The sequence below is a fragment of the Staphylococcus argensis genome (assembly GCF_002902305.1).
Lineage (GTDB): Bacteria > Bacillota > Bacilli > Staphylococcales > Staphylococcaceae > Staphylococcus > Staphylococcus argensis.
Window position 1 is genome coordinate 98,787 of sequence record NZ_PPPX01000001.1, and the last position, 18,484, is coordinate 117,270.

Here is an 18,484-nt window from a genome sequence, read left to right on the forward strand (position 1 = left end):
TCTTCCGCTTTCTCGAACGTTATGATGCACATTTAGATCATGAAATTGCTAAAGAAGGCCATACATTATAATCAGAATCAATGCGTCAACTTTATACAGTGATGGACCGATGCATGACACACATTTGCGTATCACAAGCTGTATAAAGTTTAAATTTTACCTCTAATATTGTTGACTGGGAAACAAAATGGGTATATATTGTTTCTTGAGAAACATTAAGGAGGTTATCTATGTCTCATCAGAAAGACGTGATTCCTAAACATATTATGATTGCTGCCTGGAGTATTGCGCTCGCTGCCATCGCACCGATGTTAGATTCCACGATGATTAATATTGCGATTAAGCAATTGAATTCGAACTTTCATACGTCATTAGATATCATCCAATGGGGCGTGACAGGTTATATCCTCGCACTTGCGACGACCGTGCCACTCGCAGGTTGGCTGATGAATCGTTTTAATAGTAAAAAGGTGTTTATCAGTAGTGTCATTCTCTTTGGTGTCACATCACTATTCGTTGGCCTCAGTTGGAATGCGGGAAGTTTCATCTTCTTCCGAATTATTCAAGGTGGTTCTGCCGGCGTTATCACTACGTTGATGTCGACGTTATTAGTGAAAGTCGCTGGACGTGAGCATATTGGTAAAGTCATGGCTATCGTGAGCACGCCAATGATACTTGGGCCTATCTTTGGACCCGTACTTGGTGGCTTTATCATTCACTATCTCAGTTGGCAGTATATCTTCTATCTTAATATCGTGATTACGATGATTATTACGCCGATTATGTTAAAGGTTCTACCGTCGTTTCAACCGTTTAAGCCCGAAAGTCGCTTTGACCTCACAGGCATTACACTTATCGCTTTAATAAGTATCGCATTTATTTATGGAGTGTCAGCTGCCGCCAATCAAGCGACATTTATGAATTTAACTACGCTGATATGTCTTGGAGTAGGGTTAGTAATGATTCTTGGCTACATCGTGTACGGGTTACGCAGAGGAGAGCATCTCGTCTTACCGTTAAGCTTGTTCAAAGATAAACATTTCTCTATCGCAGGTGTAGGTCTGTTTCTAGCTAATATTGCGATTCTCGGCCCGATGATTATCTTTCCTATCTTCTTTCAGACGTTCAAACATTATACTGAGATTCAAGCTGCTTTAGCGTTGATGCCTCAAGGGATAGGAATGTTATTGACGCGACCGATGATCGGTAAGTGGATTGATCGCATTGGTGCCAAAGCTATTGTACTCGTGAGCGTAGGATTAACGGTTATGGCGACGATTCCATTTACACTCGTAGGGCCTCATGTCTCAATTGTTTGGTTAAGCCTCTTCTTATTTATACGTGGTCTCTGCGTTGGAGGTATTATGTTGCCGTTGACGACAGATGTCTATGTGACGTTGGATGACTCACAATTGCCACCAGCTGGAGTAGGTGTGAACATGATTGAGAACATTGGATCAAGCTTTGGTTCGGCAGTTATGGCTTCCGTAGTAGCGATGTTTGTGACGCAATTCGGTACGCAGTTAAGCCATCAAATCACAGCGTATCATCTCGCGTTTTTAGTTTCTGTTGTTATCTTGTTGCTGTTACTGATTCCTGGTTGCTTTTTGAGTAGTAAAAGGAAAGCGAGCGAGTAGAATATTTGAACTAATATGTATATGAAAAGGCCGCCTCATCACTTTTATCGATGAAGCGGCCAATTTTAATATACTTATTCGCAGTGGTTGTCTGCATTTGAGAGAGCTGACGCTTTCTCAAACGCTAGTCAACTGTGCGGGGGCAAGACAACGAAATCAAAGATTTCTATCTCACTCCCTAAATCTTTTTACGTGTGCGGACAAAACCTGAAACGACTAACTTGGAAATTTGATCTGCGAACAGTAAGCCGAGCGCAATAGCGCCTGCGATAAGCGTCACTTCTAACATCGTGTTGATCGCTTTACTAAAGTTGAGCAGAATCAAGTTCTTCGTCGCATCATATGCTAAACCACCTGGCACGAGTGGAATGATACCTGGCACCATAAAGATAATGACAGGTTCTTTCTTGTAACGTGCCATCACATGACTCAACAGACCGAGCACGAGACTGCCAAAGAAGCTTGCATAAATCGTGTGAAGTTCGAAACCGTGATAGAACAGGGCGTAGACCATCCACCCACAAGCGCCGACGAAGCCTGCACTATAATACAAACGTTTCGGTGCATCGAATATGACACAGAAAAATAATGAAGCTAAATAACTAAAAATAAAGTTTAATATCCAGAACATATGAGATACTCCTCAAAGTTAAAAAATAATCAAGATTGAACCGACGCCAGCACCGATACCAAAGGCAGTGACGAGCGCCTCTAAAGATTTCGTCGTGAAAGTTAACATGTGTCCACCAAAGAGATCTTGAATCGCGTTAGTAATCAAGACTCCAGGAACAATCGGCATCACGGCTGCGATGATAATTTCTGGTATGGAACCACCGGGAATCAAATAGTGGCCGAAGACGGCAAGTAGACCAATAACTAGAGAACCGATGAACTCTGGAATGAATTTCGCATGGAGTTTACGGTCTAGAATTTCAACGACAATATAGCCAATAGAACCTGCGATGAGTGCGGTGAAAATATCTACCAAATGACCTCCTTGTAGATAGAGGAAGCTGATAGAAATAATCGCCGCTGCGATAAATTTAAAGATTAAATCGTGACGAATGCTTTGTTCATTGTAAATATATTTCAGTTCTTCATAAGCTTCATCGAGCGATAATATGCCCTTCGTAATTTGGCGCGAAACTTCATTCGTGCGTGAAATACGGAACAGGTTCGTATCGCGGGTCTTGATTCGGAAAATACGTGGATTTGTTTCATTATGTAACATAAAGTTGATTACTGTGTTCGTGACGAAACTATTGCTTTCGGTATAGCCTGCACTCGCTGCGATACGACTCATCGTATCTTCGACGCGTGTTCCTTCAGCGCCGGATTCCAACAAGATGCGGCCAGCTAAGACAGCTACGTCTTTTACACGACGTTCGTCTACATTAGTATGAATAGGTTGTTGATGTGTCATTCTTATCACCAGTGTTAGTATTTATTGATTAAAATATTAGAGCTAAAATCTTGATGAATTAAGCGTAAGATTATTACTTGATATGAAAACAATCTTTAGATTTCATTAATGAAGAAGTTAGCTAAATATAAAATAGTTTAGATTATTGTGAATCCTTACATTTACTTAAATAAGTATAACTGCTTAATCTTAATTAGACTAATTCATCTAAAATATGTCTTCAAATTATGAGTGAATAACGTATTTTATATTCGTTTTTGTAGGCTATTCGACACGCTTGAAGAATCAAGGGCACAGCGAAAAATACATGAGTCTAGAATATTAACAAAAATAAGTGTTTGAGATAAATAAAAATCACGCTTAAAAATGAATCTTAAGTATATTTTCAATGTCGACTCGAGACGCTTGATGGAGCTAAGACCACAACGAAAATCCATTCTTTGAGCTCTATGAGCGAAAAGAATTAGTTGAGTGTGGTCCCATAAGCAAGCGAGAGTCATTGCATTGAAAATTAAATAACTTTTGGTATATCTCAGACTCATTAGTTGAGTGTGGTTCTACGTAGTAGCTGTTTGAATTCGAGGCGCCCTCGTTTTCTCGATCTCTAGTCAGATTTCCAGGAGAATAGCTACACAAAAACGAAGTTTAATAGAATATTATCTTATCAGTCTCTCTATTAATTAGAGTTATTTAAAGTACACTTATTGTAACACGTTTTAGTCAAATGTCATTAAGTTGTAGGACAACTTTATTATAGATGTGAATACGATTAATATAAAGGTATTATTACACTAACATTTAGATTAAAAATGTTTTGAAAATTTTAGAATGGTTATTATAGTAATAGTTAACTGTTCCAGCATATTGGGTAGCGACAATATAAGGCAGTTAATCTATGAATTAGTAGTGGATAAAGTTCTCCCAAACACTACGAAGTGGCGTATTTCGACTAAGAAGTACGCCACTTTTTTGACTATTATGATAGGAATTTCTGGAAATCCTCTTACATATCAATTTCTTCATGCTCATAACTCCCACATTTTATACATATCAGGAAGTGACGAACCCAAGTCATCTGCCACAGAAAAAGCCCAAGGCAACACACTACCTTGAGCTTCCGCAATAAAATATCTTATTCAACTTTAAATAGATAAGAAGTCTTGTAAATCTTCTTTCTCAACGATATGACCTACGAAGAAACTACCGAAGTCGCCATAGCGTGCAGTTGTTTCGTCAAAGCGCATATCGTAAACAATCTTCTTGAATTGAAGTGGGTCGTCTGCGAAGAGTGTCACGCCCCATTCATGATCGTCGAAACCGATAGAGCCTGTGATAAACTGTTTGATCTTACCAGCATAGCTACGGCCGATCTTACCGTGCGCATACATCAACTCTGAACGTTTCACCATTGGTAACATGTACCAGTTGTAAGTTTCGTTACGACGTTTATCCATTGGGTAGAAACAGATATATTCTGCATGTGGTAATTCAGGATAAAGACGTGGTTTGATGTGTGGGTTCTCATATGGATCTTCATCAGGATTAGTGTGTAAGTAGTTACCTAATTCGATGACAGATACATAAGAGTACGTAGGAATGAGGTAGTCAGTAATCTTCAATTTGTTGAATTCATTCTCTACTGTGTTGAGATCTTTCATTTCTGGGCGTAGTACCCATAGTAAGATGTCAGCTTTTTGACCTGTGATATTGTAAAATGCGTGATCTCCAGCATTGTTTTCTCTTGCAGATTCGTGTTTCGCTAAGAATGAACGTAATTCGTCAATTAACTCGTTACGATCTTCTTCAGATAGGAGACGGAAAGTCGTCCAATCTACCGCGTAGAATAAGTGTAAGCTATACCAACCATCTAATGTTTCTGGTGCTTGTGGCATAGATGATCACTCCTTTAATCAAGTTATCGTTTCACTTACAGATTTTATCACATATTATGGCGCTTTCATAAACAATAGTTCGGCTTAATTCTGACGATTATATGAACTTCAAAGGATAATAGCATTTTAAAAATATCTTGCGTATAATAGAAACTAAAGATAAATATGTGAAGATTCACTAAGGGGGACATACCATGACTTTATTAAATGTGTTACAAGATAAGCTATCAGGAAAGAATATCAAGATTGTCTTGCCTGAAGGGGAAGACGAACGTGTACTTACAGCCGCAACACAGTTACACAAGACAGACTATGTATCACCAATCCTATTAGGAAATAAAGAGAAAGTACAAGCGCTAGCAGACGACAAAGGTTTGGATATTTCAGATATCGAACTGATTGACCCAGAGAACAGTGAATTGAAAGATGAGCTCGTGTCTGCATTCGTTGAACGTCGTAAAGGCAAAGCGACGGAAGAAGACGCGAAAGAGCAATTGAAAGATGTGAACTACTTCGGCACAATGCTCGTGTATAAAGGCAAAGCTGAAGGTCTCGTGAGTGGTGCCGCACATTCAACTGGTAACACAGTAAGACCAGCGCTACAAATCATCAAGACGAAAGAGGGCGTGTCTAAGACGTCTGGTATCTTCTTCATGATTAAAGATGACAAACAATATATCTTCGGAGATTGTGCGATCAACCCAACTTTAGAAGCGCCAGATTTAGCTGAAATTGCAGTAGAAAGTGCGAAATCTGCGAAATCATTCGGTATGGAACCACGTATCGCTATGTTGAGCTTCTCTACGAAAGGTTCAGCGAAGTCTGACGATGTGGAGAAAGTATCTACAGCCGTTCAAATGGCTCAAGAGAAGATTGCCTCAGAACAAATGGACGACGTAGTGATTGATGGAGAATTCCAATTCGATGCAGCGATTATGCCAGAAGTTGCTCAGAAGAAAGCACCAGATGCGAAGTTACAAGGTGATGCGAACGTCTTCGTATTCCCAAGCTTAGAAGCAGGTAACATCGGCTACAAGATTGCGCAACGTTTAGGTGGCTATGATGCAGTAGGGCCAGTACTTCAAGGTCTCAACTCTCCTGTGAATGACTTATCACGTGGTTGCTCAACAGAAGACGTTTACAACTTATCCATCATCACTGCAGCGCAAGCGTTACAATAATGGACTTAACGAGTAAGTATTTCAGTGGGATTGAATGGCGCTACGTCGATCACTCTACAGGATTAGCGCCTATGCAGTCCTTTGCGTTTGATGACACTTTATCTGAAAGCGTCGGTAAGGACCTGTCCTGCAACGTGGTTCGTACTTGGGTCCATCAACATACCGTCATCTTAGGTATTCATGATTCACGTTTGCCATTTCTGAACGACGGTATTCGTTACTTGACGGACGAGCAAGGTTTCAACGCGATAGTGCGCAATTCAGGCGGTTTAGGCGTGGTGCTTGATCAAGGCGTGTTAAATATTTCACTCATCTTCAAAGGAAAGACCGAAACGACAATTGATGAAGCCTTTACAGTGATGTACTTATTGGTCAGTAAAATGTTTGAAGATGAAGACGTCGAAATTGAAACACGTGAGATCACCCATTCCTACTGTCCTGGCAAATTTGATCTCAGTATCAATGGACAGAAATTTGCAGGTATATCTCAACGTCGTGTACGTGGAGGTATTGCTGTTCAAGTTTATTTATGTGTGGAAGGTTCAGGTAGTGAACGTGCAGCGATGATGCGTGAATTCTACGATCGAGCGTTGCAAGGAACCACAACGAAGTTTACCTATCCTGATGTGTGGCCGAGTTGCATGGCGTCGCTTGAAGAGCTATTCCAACATGAGATGACCGTTCAAGATGTGATGTTCAAATTATTATATGCTTTGAAAGATTTAGGTAGTACGTTAAACATGGATCCTATTACTGAAGATGAGTGGCAACGTTATGATGGTTATTTTGATAAAATGATTCAACGCAATGAGAAGATTAATCGACGTGTTTAAGTTCTTAGACCCTTCAAAGTCAATCGCTTTGGAGGGTCTTTCTATTGCATAAGTCAAAGAAAAAGACGTATTGAAGAGACTGGTACAGACAAAGGTAATTAATTATGAAATAAATAAAAAATCACGATTATAATTAGCTATAAGTAAATTTTCAATGTGTACTCGAGACGCTTGATGGAACTAGACCACAACGAAAATCCATTCTTCGAGCTCTTTGAGCGAAAAGAATTAGTTGAGTGTGGTCCTACGCAGTAGTTGTCTGAATTCGAGATGGCTATCGCTCTCTCAAATTCTAGACAACTTTCCGGGGGAAGTACTACGAAATCACAGATTTCTGTACTTCTCCCAAGCAAGCGAGAGTTATAACATTGAAAATTAGAAAGTTTTTATTATTTATCCCAGTCTCGCCGTCCTTCCCCCTTCGAAGATGACTAGAGTTCAAGAAAAGGGAAGCATTAGACATCTACCGCGCAGATAGATGAGAAGGGGAGCAGTCGCTTTCAAGGTGGACTTCGTGATAAGATAACTACGGATATTGAGAAGTGGGACATCAATTTTACTTCTTTTTAATTTTACGCTTTGATTATATGAGAGTTGCGTTTTATAATAAGAACGTAATCTATATAATTAGTAGCTGGTCTCAAAATTATTTGAGAAAATATGAGTAAAAGTGTGTCGAAGTCGGGTAATTAAGTCTTAAGACTGATATAATTATCACGAATTTGTGAAATACTTAAGTTTCATTTGAGAAATTTTTTTGCTCGCTTCATCGGAATGTTTGAACGACAGATTACGTCACAGGTGTGGGTATAACGAGAGTGGCGTTAATGTTACATATCAATTGAAGATGAAGCACGCACATAACTAATGGATTCAATCGTGACAGATTGACTTTGAACATCGAGATTGAACGCTCACTTTTAACGAGAGTCCGGGCAGAGAAACAGACTTGAATCGCTAAATTAATCGTGAGCATTGTGCAGATAGAATGCGTATTTAACTGTTAAAATTAAAGGTGATAAATTATGACTCAACGTGGAATTGGGGAAGCGAATGGAAAGGTAATACTCATAGGTGAACATGCGGTGACATTTGGTCAGCCGGCCATAGCGATACCTTTCACTACTGGACGAGTGAAAGCATCTATCACTGCTTTAGATGAAGATCATGTTTCAAGTATTACGAGCGATGTTTACGAGGGCGATTTAGACTATGCTCCGGAACACATTAAAGCTGTAGTGACACGTTTCATTGAGAAATATCATATCGACAATCCGATACATGTCGTCTTTGAGACAAACTTGCCACCATCACGCGGGCTAGGATCCAGCGCAGCGATGGCGGTTGCTTTCGTGCGGGCAAGTTATGATTATTTGGAACGTCCATTATCGGATGAGCAGCTAATTGAAGAAGCGAACTGGGCAGAGCGTATTGCGCATGGTAAACCGAGCGGTATTGATACGCAGACGATTGTTTCAAATCAGCCTGTCTGGTTTAAACAAGGTAAGGTTGAGAGACTGAAACCGCTAGATATTCATGCTTATATGGTAGTGATTGATACAGGTATCAAAGGTTCAACGAAACAAGCGGTCGAAGATGTTCATCGTTTGTGTGAATCAGATGCGCACTACATGGCTTGCGTTGAACGTTTAGGCGAACTTACATATCAAGCTTCTGAAGCGATTGAACAACATGACTTCCGTAAATTGGCGAATGTCTTTAATGAAGGTCAGAAACATTTGCGCGAATTAACGGTCAGTCACGATAAGATTGAAATGCTCTTAGAAGCGAGTCACCAACATGGCGCTACAGCCGGTAAATTAACAGGTGGCGGCCGAGGTGGCAGTATGATTGTCTTAGCTGAAGATAAAGAAACTGCGCAAAAGATTACTGAGAGTGCAGAACATTTAGGTGCGCATCATACATGGATTGAATACTTAGGAGGTTAGAACGTGGCTACAAGCGGGAAAGCACGAGCTCATACAAATATTGCGTTAATTAAATACTGGGGTAAAGCGAACGAAGAAGAGATTATCCCGATGAATAACAGTCTTTCTGTTGCTTTAGATCGCTTCTACACTGAAACGAAAGTGACGTTCAGCGAGACGTACGATAAAGATGTGTTGATCTTGAACGGTGAAGAAGTGAGCGACAAAGAAAGCGTTAAGATTCGTCGCTTTATGGATATCGTACGTGAGAAAGGCCAAACATCAGATTATGCGCTAATCGAAAGTGAGAATTTCGTGCCGACCGCAGCTGGACTCGCATCTTCTGCGAGTGCTTACGCAGCCTTAGCAGCCGCTTGTGATGAGGCGTTACACCTTCAATTATCACCGAAAGACTTATCACGGCTTGCCCGCCGTGGTTCAGGATCAGCTTCCCGTAGTATCTTTGGCGGATTCGTTGAGTGGGAAAAGGGCACAGATGATCAGACTTCATATAGTCATCCCGTAGAAACTGACAACTGGGAAGATGACTTAGCGATGATCTTCGTCGTGATTAACGACCAATCGAAGAGTGTTTCGAGTCGTGCAGGCATGTCATTGACACGACAAACATCACGTTTTTACCAGTATTGGCTTGACCATGTTGATGAGGATATTGCTGAAGTGAAACGTGCGATTGGTGAGAAGGATTTCAAACATTTAGGTGAAGTGATTGAGGCGAACGGTTTACGTATGCATGCGACGAATCTCGGTGCAGAACCGCCATTTACGTATTTAGTTCCGGAAAGTTATCAAGCGATGCAGGTGGTACATGAGTGCCGTGAGCAGGGTCATTTGTGCTACTTCACGATGGACGCAGGGCCTAATGTTAAGATTTTAGTGGAAAAGGAAAATGTGGACGCCGTAGTCGACGCGTTACATCAACATTTCGATAAAGAGAAGATTATTACGAGCGATATTACACGTTCAGGTGTGGAAATTATTGAGTAAGGAAGAGATATCATGATTGAAACGAAAGCGCCAGGTAAATTGTACATTGCAGGAGAATACGCAGTCACTGAACCTGGATACAAGTCTATATTGATAGCTGTAGACCGCTTTGTCACTGCAACGATTGAGGATTCCGAAGTGGCACAAGGGTCAATCCACTCCAAAGCGTTACATCACGAACCGGTGAACTTTAAAAGAAATGAAGATCAAATCGTCGTCTCGGACTTGCATGCGGCTAAACAGTTAAAGTATGTGATTACAGCCATCGAAGTCTTTGAGCAATATGCGCGTAATAAAGGTATGGAATTAAAGCACTTCCACTTAACTATCGATAGCAATCTGGACGATGCTTCTGGACATAAGTATGGTCTCGGTTCGAGCGCGGCTGTACTTGTTTCGGTAGTCAAAGCGTTGAATGAATTCTATCAACTGAATCTATCTAACTTGTTTATTTATAAATTAGCTGTCATCGCGAACATGAAGTTACAAAGTTTAAGTTCATGCGGTGATATCGCAGTGAGTGTTTACACAGGTTGGCTCGCATACAGTACCTTTGATCACGAATGGGTGAAACAGCAAATCGAAGAAACATCAGTAAACGAAGTATTGAAGAAGAACTGGCCAGGTTTACACATCGAACCTTTACAAGCGCCTGAGAATATGGAAATTCTCATCGGGTGGACAGGTTCACCAGCTTCGTCGCCACATTTAGTGAGTGAAGTGAAACGTTTGAAATCGGATCCTTCTTTCTATGGTCGCTTCCTTGAACAGTCTCATGCGTGTGTTGAGAAATTGATTCATGCGTTTAAGACGAACCACTTGAAAGGCGTACAGCAGATGGTTCGCTTGAATCGTACGATTATCCAACAAATGGATGCTGAAGCGACAGTGGATATTGAGACACCGACATTGAAGACACTTTGTGAAATTGGTGAAAAGCATGGCGGCGCTTCGAAAACTTCTGGTGCTGGTGGCGGTGATTGTGGGATCACGATTATCAATAATGAATGCGATAAGCAAGCCATTTATGACGAATGGCTTCAAAACGGCGTGAAACCGTTAGAATTTAATATTTATCATGGTCAATAAGATGAATTGTATGAATATAATTATAATCGAATGATATAGCTTCAGTCCGTGTAGCGGATGAAGGTATATGATTGGATTCCTTATCCAGCGTGCGTTAGTGCCTGAGCGTCAAGGCGTTGCGTTAACGGCCTGGATTTTAATTTTGTAGTCTGTCTTTTTGTTAAAAGGCGAAATAGCGGTGTAGACGAAGGTGCATTTTACCAGTAGTATGAGCTGTGGTACTAGCGTAACTACACATTTGGTATTATGATGGATATGCAAATAACGGATATGAGTTTAAATGGGAATGAGGTGAGACGTTTGCAAAATAAATTTATGATCTGTGATGATTGTCAGGCTGTGAATTGTAAGTCGCTTGAACGTAAATTGAAAAAGTTGGATCCGGAAGCGGAAATTGACATTGGCTGTCAATCGTACTGTGGACCAGGACGTAGAAAGACCTTTGCCTTTGTGAATAACCGGCCGCTTGCTGCACACTCTGAGGATGAACTCATGGAGAAAGTTGAAAAGCAATTACAGAAACCTCGTGACCCAGAAGAGGAAGAGCGTTTGCGTCAACGCCATGAACAACGTAAACGTCGTAAAGAAGAACAAGATCGTAAGTTAAAGGAAAAGTTAGCACAACGTAAAAAATCAAAAGTATAAGTTGATGTAGCGTGAAGACGGATGAGCATTCTGAGGAATGATACGTCTCACGCTTTTTTCGTGCTGTATTATATATCCTTTCGATTTAAAAGGAGAAACGAGCATCGCTATAAATCCCGGTTAACTAGAGTCTGGGACATTAATGTGAATTAGCTTATTAAATAAATCAAAAGCAAGCTTAAACTAAATTTTAATTTTGTTCCAGCCCCACATGCTTTCCTATGATTAAATAGAGGGGAATAAGGTAATACAAAGATTAAAGGAGATGACAAGATGACGGACAAAGTAAGATTAAGACACTCAGACGTATATGTACACCCCATCGCATTAGGAACGAATGCTGTAGGTGGACACAATTTATATAACAATTTAGATGAAGAACAAGGTAAAGAGGTCGTACGTACGGCAATTCGTAACGGCTTAAATTTGCTTGATACAGCCTTTATTTATGGACCGAGACGTTCAGAAGAACTCGTAGGCGAGACAGTGAAAGAATTTCCACGCGAAGATTATGCGATAGCGACGAAAGGTGCGCACTATTTCGATGACGAAGGCAATGAACATTATTCAAATGACCCAGAATTCTTGAAACAACAAGTTGAAGAGAGTCTTGAACGTCTACAAGAAGATTACATTGATTTATATTATATTCATTTCCCAGACGAAGACACACCTAAAGATGAAGCGGTAGCTGCTTTAAAAGAACTGAAAGATCAAGGCAAGATTAAAGCGATTGGTGTCTCTAACTTTAGTCTTGAACAATTGAAAGAAGCGAATAAAAACGGCGACGTAGATGTTGTGCAATTAGAATACAACTTACTCAATCGTCAAAATGAAGCTTACCTAGATTATACGACTGAACACAATATTACGTTTATCCCGTATTTCCCATTAGCTTCAGGCTTACTAGCTGGTAAATATAATGAGAATAGTACCTTTGATGACTTACGTGCGAAAAATCCTGATTTCCAAGGTGAGCGTTTTAAAGAGAATCTTAAAAAGGTAGATCAGTTACGTGAAATTGCTGACAATCACGATGTAGAGGTAGCGCACATCGTACTTGCGTTCTATCTCACTCGTCCATCTATAGACGTTATTATTCCTGGAGCGAAACAATCGACTCAAGTCGTAGATAACTTGAAGACGTTAGAAGTTGAATTAACAGACGAAGAAATTCGCTATATTGATGAGCTATTTCCAGTAAAATAACTGGCGCGAAATAGCGTAATGATAAAGATGTGCGTATGTTTCCTGTTAATCATAAGTTCAAAGATGAGTGAGATGGTAACTGCAATACATGACTCTGGAATGATGTTACGCATTTTAACTTTAGAAGCGGAAAGCAAGACAAATATCGGAGAAAGGGGGATGTGAAGTGATTACTGTACTATTTGGAGGAAGTCGTCCAGAAGGGAACACGGCGACTTTGACGAAACAAGCGCTGGAAGGCGTCGAACATACGTGGATTGATTTAACGGAGTATCGTTTCGATCCAGTGAGAGATGTTAGACATGAGGATAGCGAGATTCGTGACTATCGAGATGATTATAAAGCGGTCATCGATCAGATGCTAGAGAGTGATATCGTCATCTTTGCGTCGCCAATCTATTGGTATAGCGTTTCTGCCTCGTTGAAAGCCTTTATCGATCATTGGTCAGAGACACTCGAAGATCCGGACTATGCTCACTTTAAAGAACGATTAGCTGAGATTGATTTCCGACTCGTAATCGTAGGTGGCGACTGTCCGCAAGTTAAAGGAAAGCCATGCCTGAAACAGATTGAGTATAGCTTGGAGTTCCTAGGTGCACGACTTTCAGACTCTATCATCGGCTCTGCAGAGAGACCTGGTGATATTTATAACGACCGCTATGCCCTAGATCATGCTGCGCGTTGGAATGATGAGTTGAAAGGGCAATAGACGGTGGGCTAGATGATTAAGTGTAAAGCACGCTTAGCCGTTAAGGATGTAAAAAAAAGTAATACGCATACGTGGAAAGTGGATGGCTAAGTTTATTAAAGCTCACTTAAGAACTACGCGGTAGCTCACTGAATTTGAAAAGGCGTTTCACTTTTTTCAAATTCTAGTCATCCTCGCGGGGGCAGGACGACGAAATCATAGATTTCTGTCCTGCTCCCTTTTTATACGTCAAAAGGGCGGTCATATAGTAGAACGGCAATTTGTGATATAATGTGTCTATTCATAAATTTATCAACGAAGGGGTGTGCGACGATATGACTAACGTGAGAGAAGCCACTCAAGCTGATGTTCAAGGAATCAGAGATGTAGCAACGAAAGCTTGGTATAATACATACCTCAATATTTATGCAGCTACGACGGTGAATGCGTTCCTAGAAGCATCTTACAACGAACATAACTTACTTCAACGTCTCGAAGATCAACTCTTCTTAGTGATTGAAGAAGATGATCAGATCATCGCGTTTGCGAATTTCATTCATGGCAAAGAGTTGTACTTATCTGCGCATTACGTCCGTCCTGCATACCAACATCATGGACACGGAGGCGCGTTATTACAAGCGGGTCTCGATACTTATCGTCAGCGCTATGATACGTTATATGTAGAAGTAGATTGCAGAAATAAAGATGCCGTGAACTTTTACCTGAACCAAGGCTTTGAGCAAGTGCGCGTCTATCAACATACGATGTACGGAGAACTCATGGAGCTCGCACTGCTACGTAAGACTTTAACGCATTGATAGAAGGAGGACCAATTTGACACAATCGACTTATGCTTTCAAACAGTTGCCGGAAGAGAAAGTGTTTAAAGATCCAATCCATCGCTATATTCACGTGAAAGACCAATTGATATGGGATTTAATTAAGACGAAAGAGTTTCAACGGTTACGCCGAATTAAACAACTAGGCACATTGTACTTGTCTTTCCACACTGCTGAGCACAGCCGTTTCGGTCACTCGTTGGGCGTCTATGAAATCGTACGCCGTATGATTGACGAGTCGTTCTTCGGTAGAGAGGCTTGGGACAACGCAGATCGTCCATTAGCGTTATGTGCTGCTCTGTTACATGATTTGGGTCACGGTCCATTCTCACATAGCTTTGAGAAGATCTTTGGTACGGACCACGAAGCGTTTACTCAAGCGATTATCACGGGTGATACAGAGGTGAACGAAGTGTTGAGTCGCGTCGACGCTGACTTCCCGCAAGAGGTGGCTGATGTCATCAACAAGACGCATGACAATAAATTGGTCATCTCAATGATTTCTTCTCAGATTGATGCGGATCGCATGGATTATTTACAGCGCGATGCTTACTTTACAGGGGTGTCGTATGGTCAGTTTGATATGGAACGTATACTGCGTCTGATGCGACCTTCCAAAGATGAGGTCTTGATCAAAGAGAGCGGTATGCATGCTGTTGAAAGTTTCATCATGAGTCGTTACCAAATGTACTGGCAAATTTATTTCCATCCTGTGAGTCGTGGTGGAGAAGTGTTATTGAACAATTGCTTGCGACGGGCGAAACAATTGTATGACGAAGGTTATCAATTTACAATGACACCAACGGATTTTATCCCATTTTTTAAAAATGAAATGACCATCCAGGAATATGTGGATTTGGATGAAGCGGTCGTCGTGTATTACTTGAAAAAATGGATTCATGAAAGCGATCCGATTCTCAGTGATTTGTCACGTCGATTTATCAATCGTGATCTCTTTAAATATATGCCGTTTGATGGTTCGATCATTACGATTACAGAGCTGACGGATTTATTTATTCAAGGTGGTATCGATCCGAATTATTACTTTGTGAGTGAATCATTCTCTGATTTACCTTATGACTATGACCGACCAGGTTCTAACCGCCAACCGATTCACTTATTACGACGCAATGGCAAGATTAGAGAAATTAGTAGTCAGTCACTTGTGATCTCAAGCATTACAGGAATCAATCGAGAAGATTATAAGCTGTATTATCCTAAAGAACTTATTGCAAATATTGAAGATGATGAGGTACGAAACGCCATTATCGGTTTGTTAAATGAGTTAAATTAAACTATTGAATCCGAGCGCTCAGATGTTTTAATATAGTAACGTTGTGACTTCAACGTATAAACGGCGAATTACAGTGATTATGAAAGTATAAGTCATTAGTGATATAGAATGTAAAAAATTGATGCGGAGGTGGAAGAAGATGGCAAACAAGAAAGGGTTCAAGTTCAATATTATTAAAAATGACCCACTAGATGGTCATAAAGGAACAAATATCGGTTCTATTAGTTTAGATAACGTCGCACCAGTCTTTATCGATGTGTTGAATAAAGAAGCGTTTATCGACATTGGTGGTATGCATGCCCGCGCCGAAGTTGAAAAAGGTGTTAAATGGATTAACGATAAAGAAACGGTTGAAGGCGACGAAGCGAAACCATATTGGCTATGTTGGGTAACAACTGAACGTAGCGAGCAAGGGCCTTATTACGCAGGCTTGACAGCGTGCTACCTCTTAGTCAATAAGAGTATCCGTCGTGGATATAAGAGTATGCCTGAACACGTGAATATGATGGATAAATCGATGAAACATCATATCGTTATTGATCAAATTGGCGAAGAGAACAAAGCGATTCTCAAAGCATTTTTACAAGAACATAACCCAGAAATGTGGGCAAACTCTAAAGATGAGTTACATCAAGCCTTTGACTAAGCAGACAGTGAAGGCGACGAGACTATAAGAGTGAGGGTGAACGTGGATGGAGAATAACGTCGACATCCAAACGAAACAAGTCGTGAAGCAGTTCGGTCAGAAGCAACATTTCAATGCGCAAACGGAAGGTACGTGGCTACAGAAGGGTGCAGAGTACATTCGCTACGAAGAGAATGTAGAGGATGCGCATGTGAATGTCACGTTAAAGATTGAAGAAGAGGGCGTCAAGATTATCCGTAAAGGTGACATTAATATGAAACTCCATTTCATCGAAGGTCAAGAGACGACGACCCTCTATGAAATGAGCGCAGGACGCATACCTCTTACTATTAAGACGCAATCGATTAAGCATTATGTGACCGATCAAGGTGGCAAACTTAAAGTACAATATCAACTCTTTCAAGCAGATGAGAAGATGGGTACGTATCAATACGAAATTCAGTATAAGGAGAAAGAATAGATGAATATTATTGATCAAGTCAAAGCGACGCTGATTGAAGAGATTTCAGCGAGTATTCGTAAAGCGGAACTCGTAGACGAGATTCCAGAAATCAAAGTCGAAATTCCGAAAGATGATAAGAATGGTGACTATTCCACGAACATTGCGATGGTCTTAACGAAACTTGCACGTCGTAATCCACGCGACATCGCACAAGCGATTGCAGACCACTTCGATACGACGCAAGCACACGTTAAAGAAATCGATATCGCTGGACCAGGTTTCATCAATTTCTACTTAGATAATACGTATTTAACAGAAGTGATTCCTGAAGCACTACGTAAAGACGAAGCTTTCGGTCGTGTTGAAACAGCGAAAGACGAAAGCATTCTACTAGAATATGTCTCTGCAAACCCTACAGGCGACTTACATATCGGTCATGCGCGTAATGCAGCTGTGGGGGACACTTTGGCTAACATTCTCGATGCGGCAGGCTATGATGTGACACGAGAATACTATATTAACGATGCCGGCAACCAAATTACGAATCTCGCACGTTCAATCGAAGCGCGTTACTTCGAAGCGCTAGGCGATACAAGCCATGAAATGCCTGAAGATGGCTATCACGGTAAAGATATCATCGAGATTGGTCAAGATTTAGCGGAGAAACGCCCTGAGTTGAAGTCGCTTGATGATGCTGAGCGCTTGAAGACGTTCAGACAACTGGGTGTCGATTATGAGATGGAGAAATTACGCCAAGATCTCGCTGACTTTAATATTCACTTCGACAACTGGTTTAGCGAGACGACGTTATACGAGAAAGGCGACATTCAAGCTGTGTTAGATAAAATGTCTGACCTTGGCTACACTTATGAAGCAGACGGTGCTACGTGGTTACGTACGTCAGATTTTAAAGATGACAAAGACCGTGTGTTGATTAAAAAGGACGGGAACTACACGTACTTCTTACCGGATATCGCTTACCATTACGACAAGATTGAACGTGGCAATGATGTCTTAATCGACCTCTTTGGTGCGGATCATCACGGTTACATCAATCGTCTGAAAGCGTCTATGGAAACATTCGGTGTCGACAGTGACCGTCTAGAAATTCAAATTATGCAAATGGTACGTTTAATGCAGAATGGCGAAGAAGTGAAGATGAGTAAACGTACAGGTAACGCCATTACATTGCGCGATATCATGGACGAAGTAGGTATTGATGCAGCACGTTACTTCTTGACGATGCGTAGTCCAGACACACACTTCGACTTTGATATGGAACTTGCGAAACAACAATCTCAAGATAATCCAGTCTATTATGCGCAATATGCTCATGCGCGTATTTGTTCTATTCTGCAACAAGCAGAAGAACGTGGTATCTCTACATCAGGTGAATTAGATTTATCACAAATTACGAATGACAAAGCGATTGATTTATTGAAAAAAGTAGCAGAGTTCGAACCAACGATTGAAAGTGCGGCAGAGCATCGTGCGCCACATCGCATGACAAATTATATCCAAGATTTAGCTGCACACTTCCATAAATTCTACAATGCACAGAAAGTACTCACAGACGACGAAGCGCAAACAACAGCGTACGTTGCATTGTGTGAAACTGTGAATATCACATTGCGCAACGCTTTACATCTCGTAGGTGTCACAGCACCTGAAAATATGTAAGTTTGTGAAGTTCGGTCAGTTGAGAGCGGAGAGACGAAATCAATGTGGAT

At 40.9% G+C, this 18,484-nt stretch carries 17 protein-coding genes; 14 read left to right on the forward strand and 3 right to left on the reverse strand.

Features of this window, described 5'->3' with window-relative positions:
• Window positions 1-230 precede the first annotated feature (230 nt).
• Window positions 231-1,637: a DHA2 family efflux MFS transporter permease subunit gene (locus tag CD039_RS00500; protein WP_103370690.1), complete on the forward strand. Its 1,407-nt coding sequence runs from the start codon at window positions 231-233 to the stop codon at window positions 1,635-1,637.
• A 178-nt stretch (window positions 1,638-1,815) separates the two neighbouring features.
• Here the strand turns inward: CD039_RS00500 and CD039_RS00505 are convergent, their stop codons facing one another.
• From CD039_RS00505 to hemQ, 3 genes are all read right to left on the reverse strand, one after another.
• On the reverse strand, window positions 1,816-2,268 hold the full coding sequence (locus CD039_RS00505; RefSeq protein ID WP_103370691.1) for a threonine/serine exporter family protein: 453 nt from the start codon (window positions 2,266-2,268) through the stop codon (window positions 1,816-1,818).
• 18 nt (window positions 2,269-2,286) lie between these two features.
• The gene (locus CD039_RS00510) at window positions 2,287-3,060 is read right to left on the reverse strand and encodes a threonine/serine exporter family protein (protein WP_002472601.1); all 774 of its coding nucleotides are present in this window, start codon (window positions 3,058-3,060) and stop codon (window positions 2,287-2,289) included.
• 1,142 nt (window positions 3,061-4,202) lie between these two features.
• On the reverse strand, window positions 4,203-4,952 hold the full coding sequence (gene hemQ, locus CD039_RS00515; protein WP_103370692.1) for a hydrogen peroxide-dependent heme synthase: 750 nt from the start codon (window positions 4,950-4,952) through the stop codon (window positions 4,203-4,205).
• Window positions 4,953-5,146: 194 nt separating this feature from the next.
• Between hemQ and pta the strand changes: the two genes are divergently transcribed.
• The 13 genes from pta (at window position 5,147) to argS (ending at window position 18,434) form a co-directional block, all read left to right on the forward strand.
• Window positions 5,147-6,133 (forward strand): phosphate acetyltransferase, encoded by a 987-nt coding sequence (gene pta / locus CD039_RS00520; protein ID WP_103370693.1) that lies wholly within the window; start codon window positions 5,147-5,149, stop codon window positions 6,131-6,133.
• Window positions 6,133-6,966: a lipoate--protein ligase family protein gene (locus CD039_RS00525; RefSeq protein WP_103370694.1), complete on the forward strand. Its 834-nt coding sequence runs from the start codon at window positions 6,133-6,135 to the stop codon at window positions 6,964-6,966. The genes pta and CD039_RS00525 overlap by 1 nt, the downstream gene beginning before the upstream one ends.
• Before the next feature lie 1,025 nt (window positions 6,967-7,991).
• Window positions 7,992-8,915: a mevalonate kinase gene (gene mvk, locus CD039_RS00530; protein ID WP_103370695.1), complete on the forward strand. Its 924-nt coding sequence runs from the start codon at window positions 7,992-7,994 to the stop codon at window positions 8,913-8,915.
• A gap of 3 nt (window positions 8,916-8,918) precedes the next feature.
• Window positions 8,919-9,902: a diphosphomevalonate decarboxylase gene (mvaD, locus tag CD039_RS00535; protein ID WP_103370696.1), complete on the forward strand. Its 984-nt coding sequence runs from the start codon at window positions 8,919-8,921 to the stop codon at window positions 9,900-9,902.
• A 12-nt stretch (window positions 9,903-9,914) separates the two neighbouring features.
• Window positions 9,915-10,991, forward strand: a complete 1,077-nt coding sequence (locus tag CD039_RS00540) for a phosphomevalonate kinase (RefSeq protein ID WP_103370697.1) — start codon at window positions 9,915-9,917, stop codon at window positions 10,989-10,991.
• Window positions 10,992-11,291: 300 nt separating this feature from the next.
• Window positions 11,292-11,636, forward strand: a complete 345-nt coding sequence (locus tag CD039_RS00545; protein ID WP_103370698.1) for a YuzB family protein — start codon at window positions 11,292-11,294, stop codon at window positions 11,634-11,636.
• Window positions 11,637-11,909: 273 nt separating this feature from the next.
• Window positions 11,910-12,845 (forward strand): aldo/keto reductase, encoded by a 936-nt coding sequence (locus tag CD039_RS00550; RefSeq protein WP_103370699.1) that lies wholly within the window; start codon window positions 11,910-11,912, stop codon window positions 12,843-12,845.
• Between the two features lie 166 nt (window positions 12,846-13,011).
• Window positions 13,012-13,554 carry a flavodoxin family protein gene (locus CD039_RS00555; protein ID WP_103370700.1) on the forward strand — a complete coding sequence of 181 codons (543 nt, stop codon included), beginning with the start codon at window positions 13,012-13,014 and terminating at the stop codon, window positions 13,552-13,554.
• Window positions 13,555-13,868: 314 nt separating this feature from the next.
• Entirely contained in the window at window positions 13,869-14,351 is a 483-nt protein-coding gene (locus tag CD039_RS00560; protein WP_002472542.1) for a GNAT family N-acetyltransferase, read from the forward strand.
• Window positions 14,352-14,367: 16 nt separating this feature from the next.
• Window positions 14,368-15,666 carry an HD domain-containing protein gene (locus CD039_RS00565; RefSeq protein WP_103370701.1) on the forward strand — a complete coding sequence of 433 codons (1,299 nt, stop codon included), beginning with the start codon at window positions 14,368-14,370 and terminating at the stop codon, window positions 15,664-15,666.
• 139 nt (window positions 15,667-15,805) lie between these two features.
• Window positions 15,806-16,312 carry a YwhD family protein gene (locus CD039_RS00570; RefSeq protein WP_002472563.1) on the forward strand — a complete coding sequence of 169 codons (507 nt, stop codon included), beginning with the start codon at window positions 15,806-15,808 and terminating at the stop codon, window positions 16,310-16,312.
• A 46-nt stretch (window positions 16,313-16,358) separates the two neighbouring features.
• The gene (locus CD039_RS00575) at window positions 16,359-16,772 is read left to right on the forward strand and encodes a YwiB family protein (RefSeq protein ID WP_103370702.1); all 414 of its coding nucleotides are present in this window, start codon (window positions 16,359-16,361) and stop codon (window positions 16,770-16,772) included.
• On the forward strand, window positions 16,773-18,434 hold the full coding sequence (gene argS, locus CD039_RS00580) for an arginine--tRNA ligase (protein WP_103370703.1): 1,662 nt from the start codon (window positions 16,773-16,775) through the stop codon (window positions 18,432-18,434).
• The last annotated feature ends 50 nt before the right edge of the window (window positions 18,435-18,484 follow it).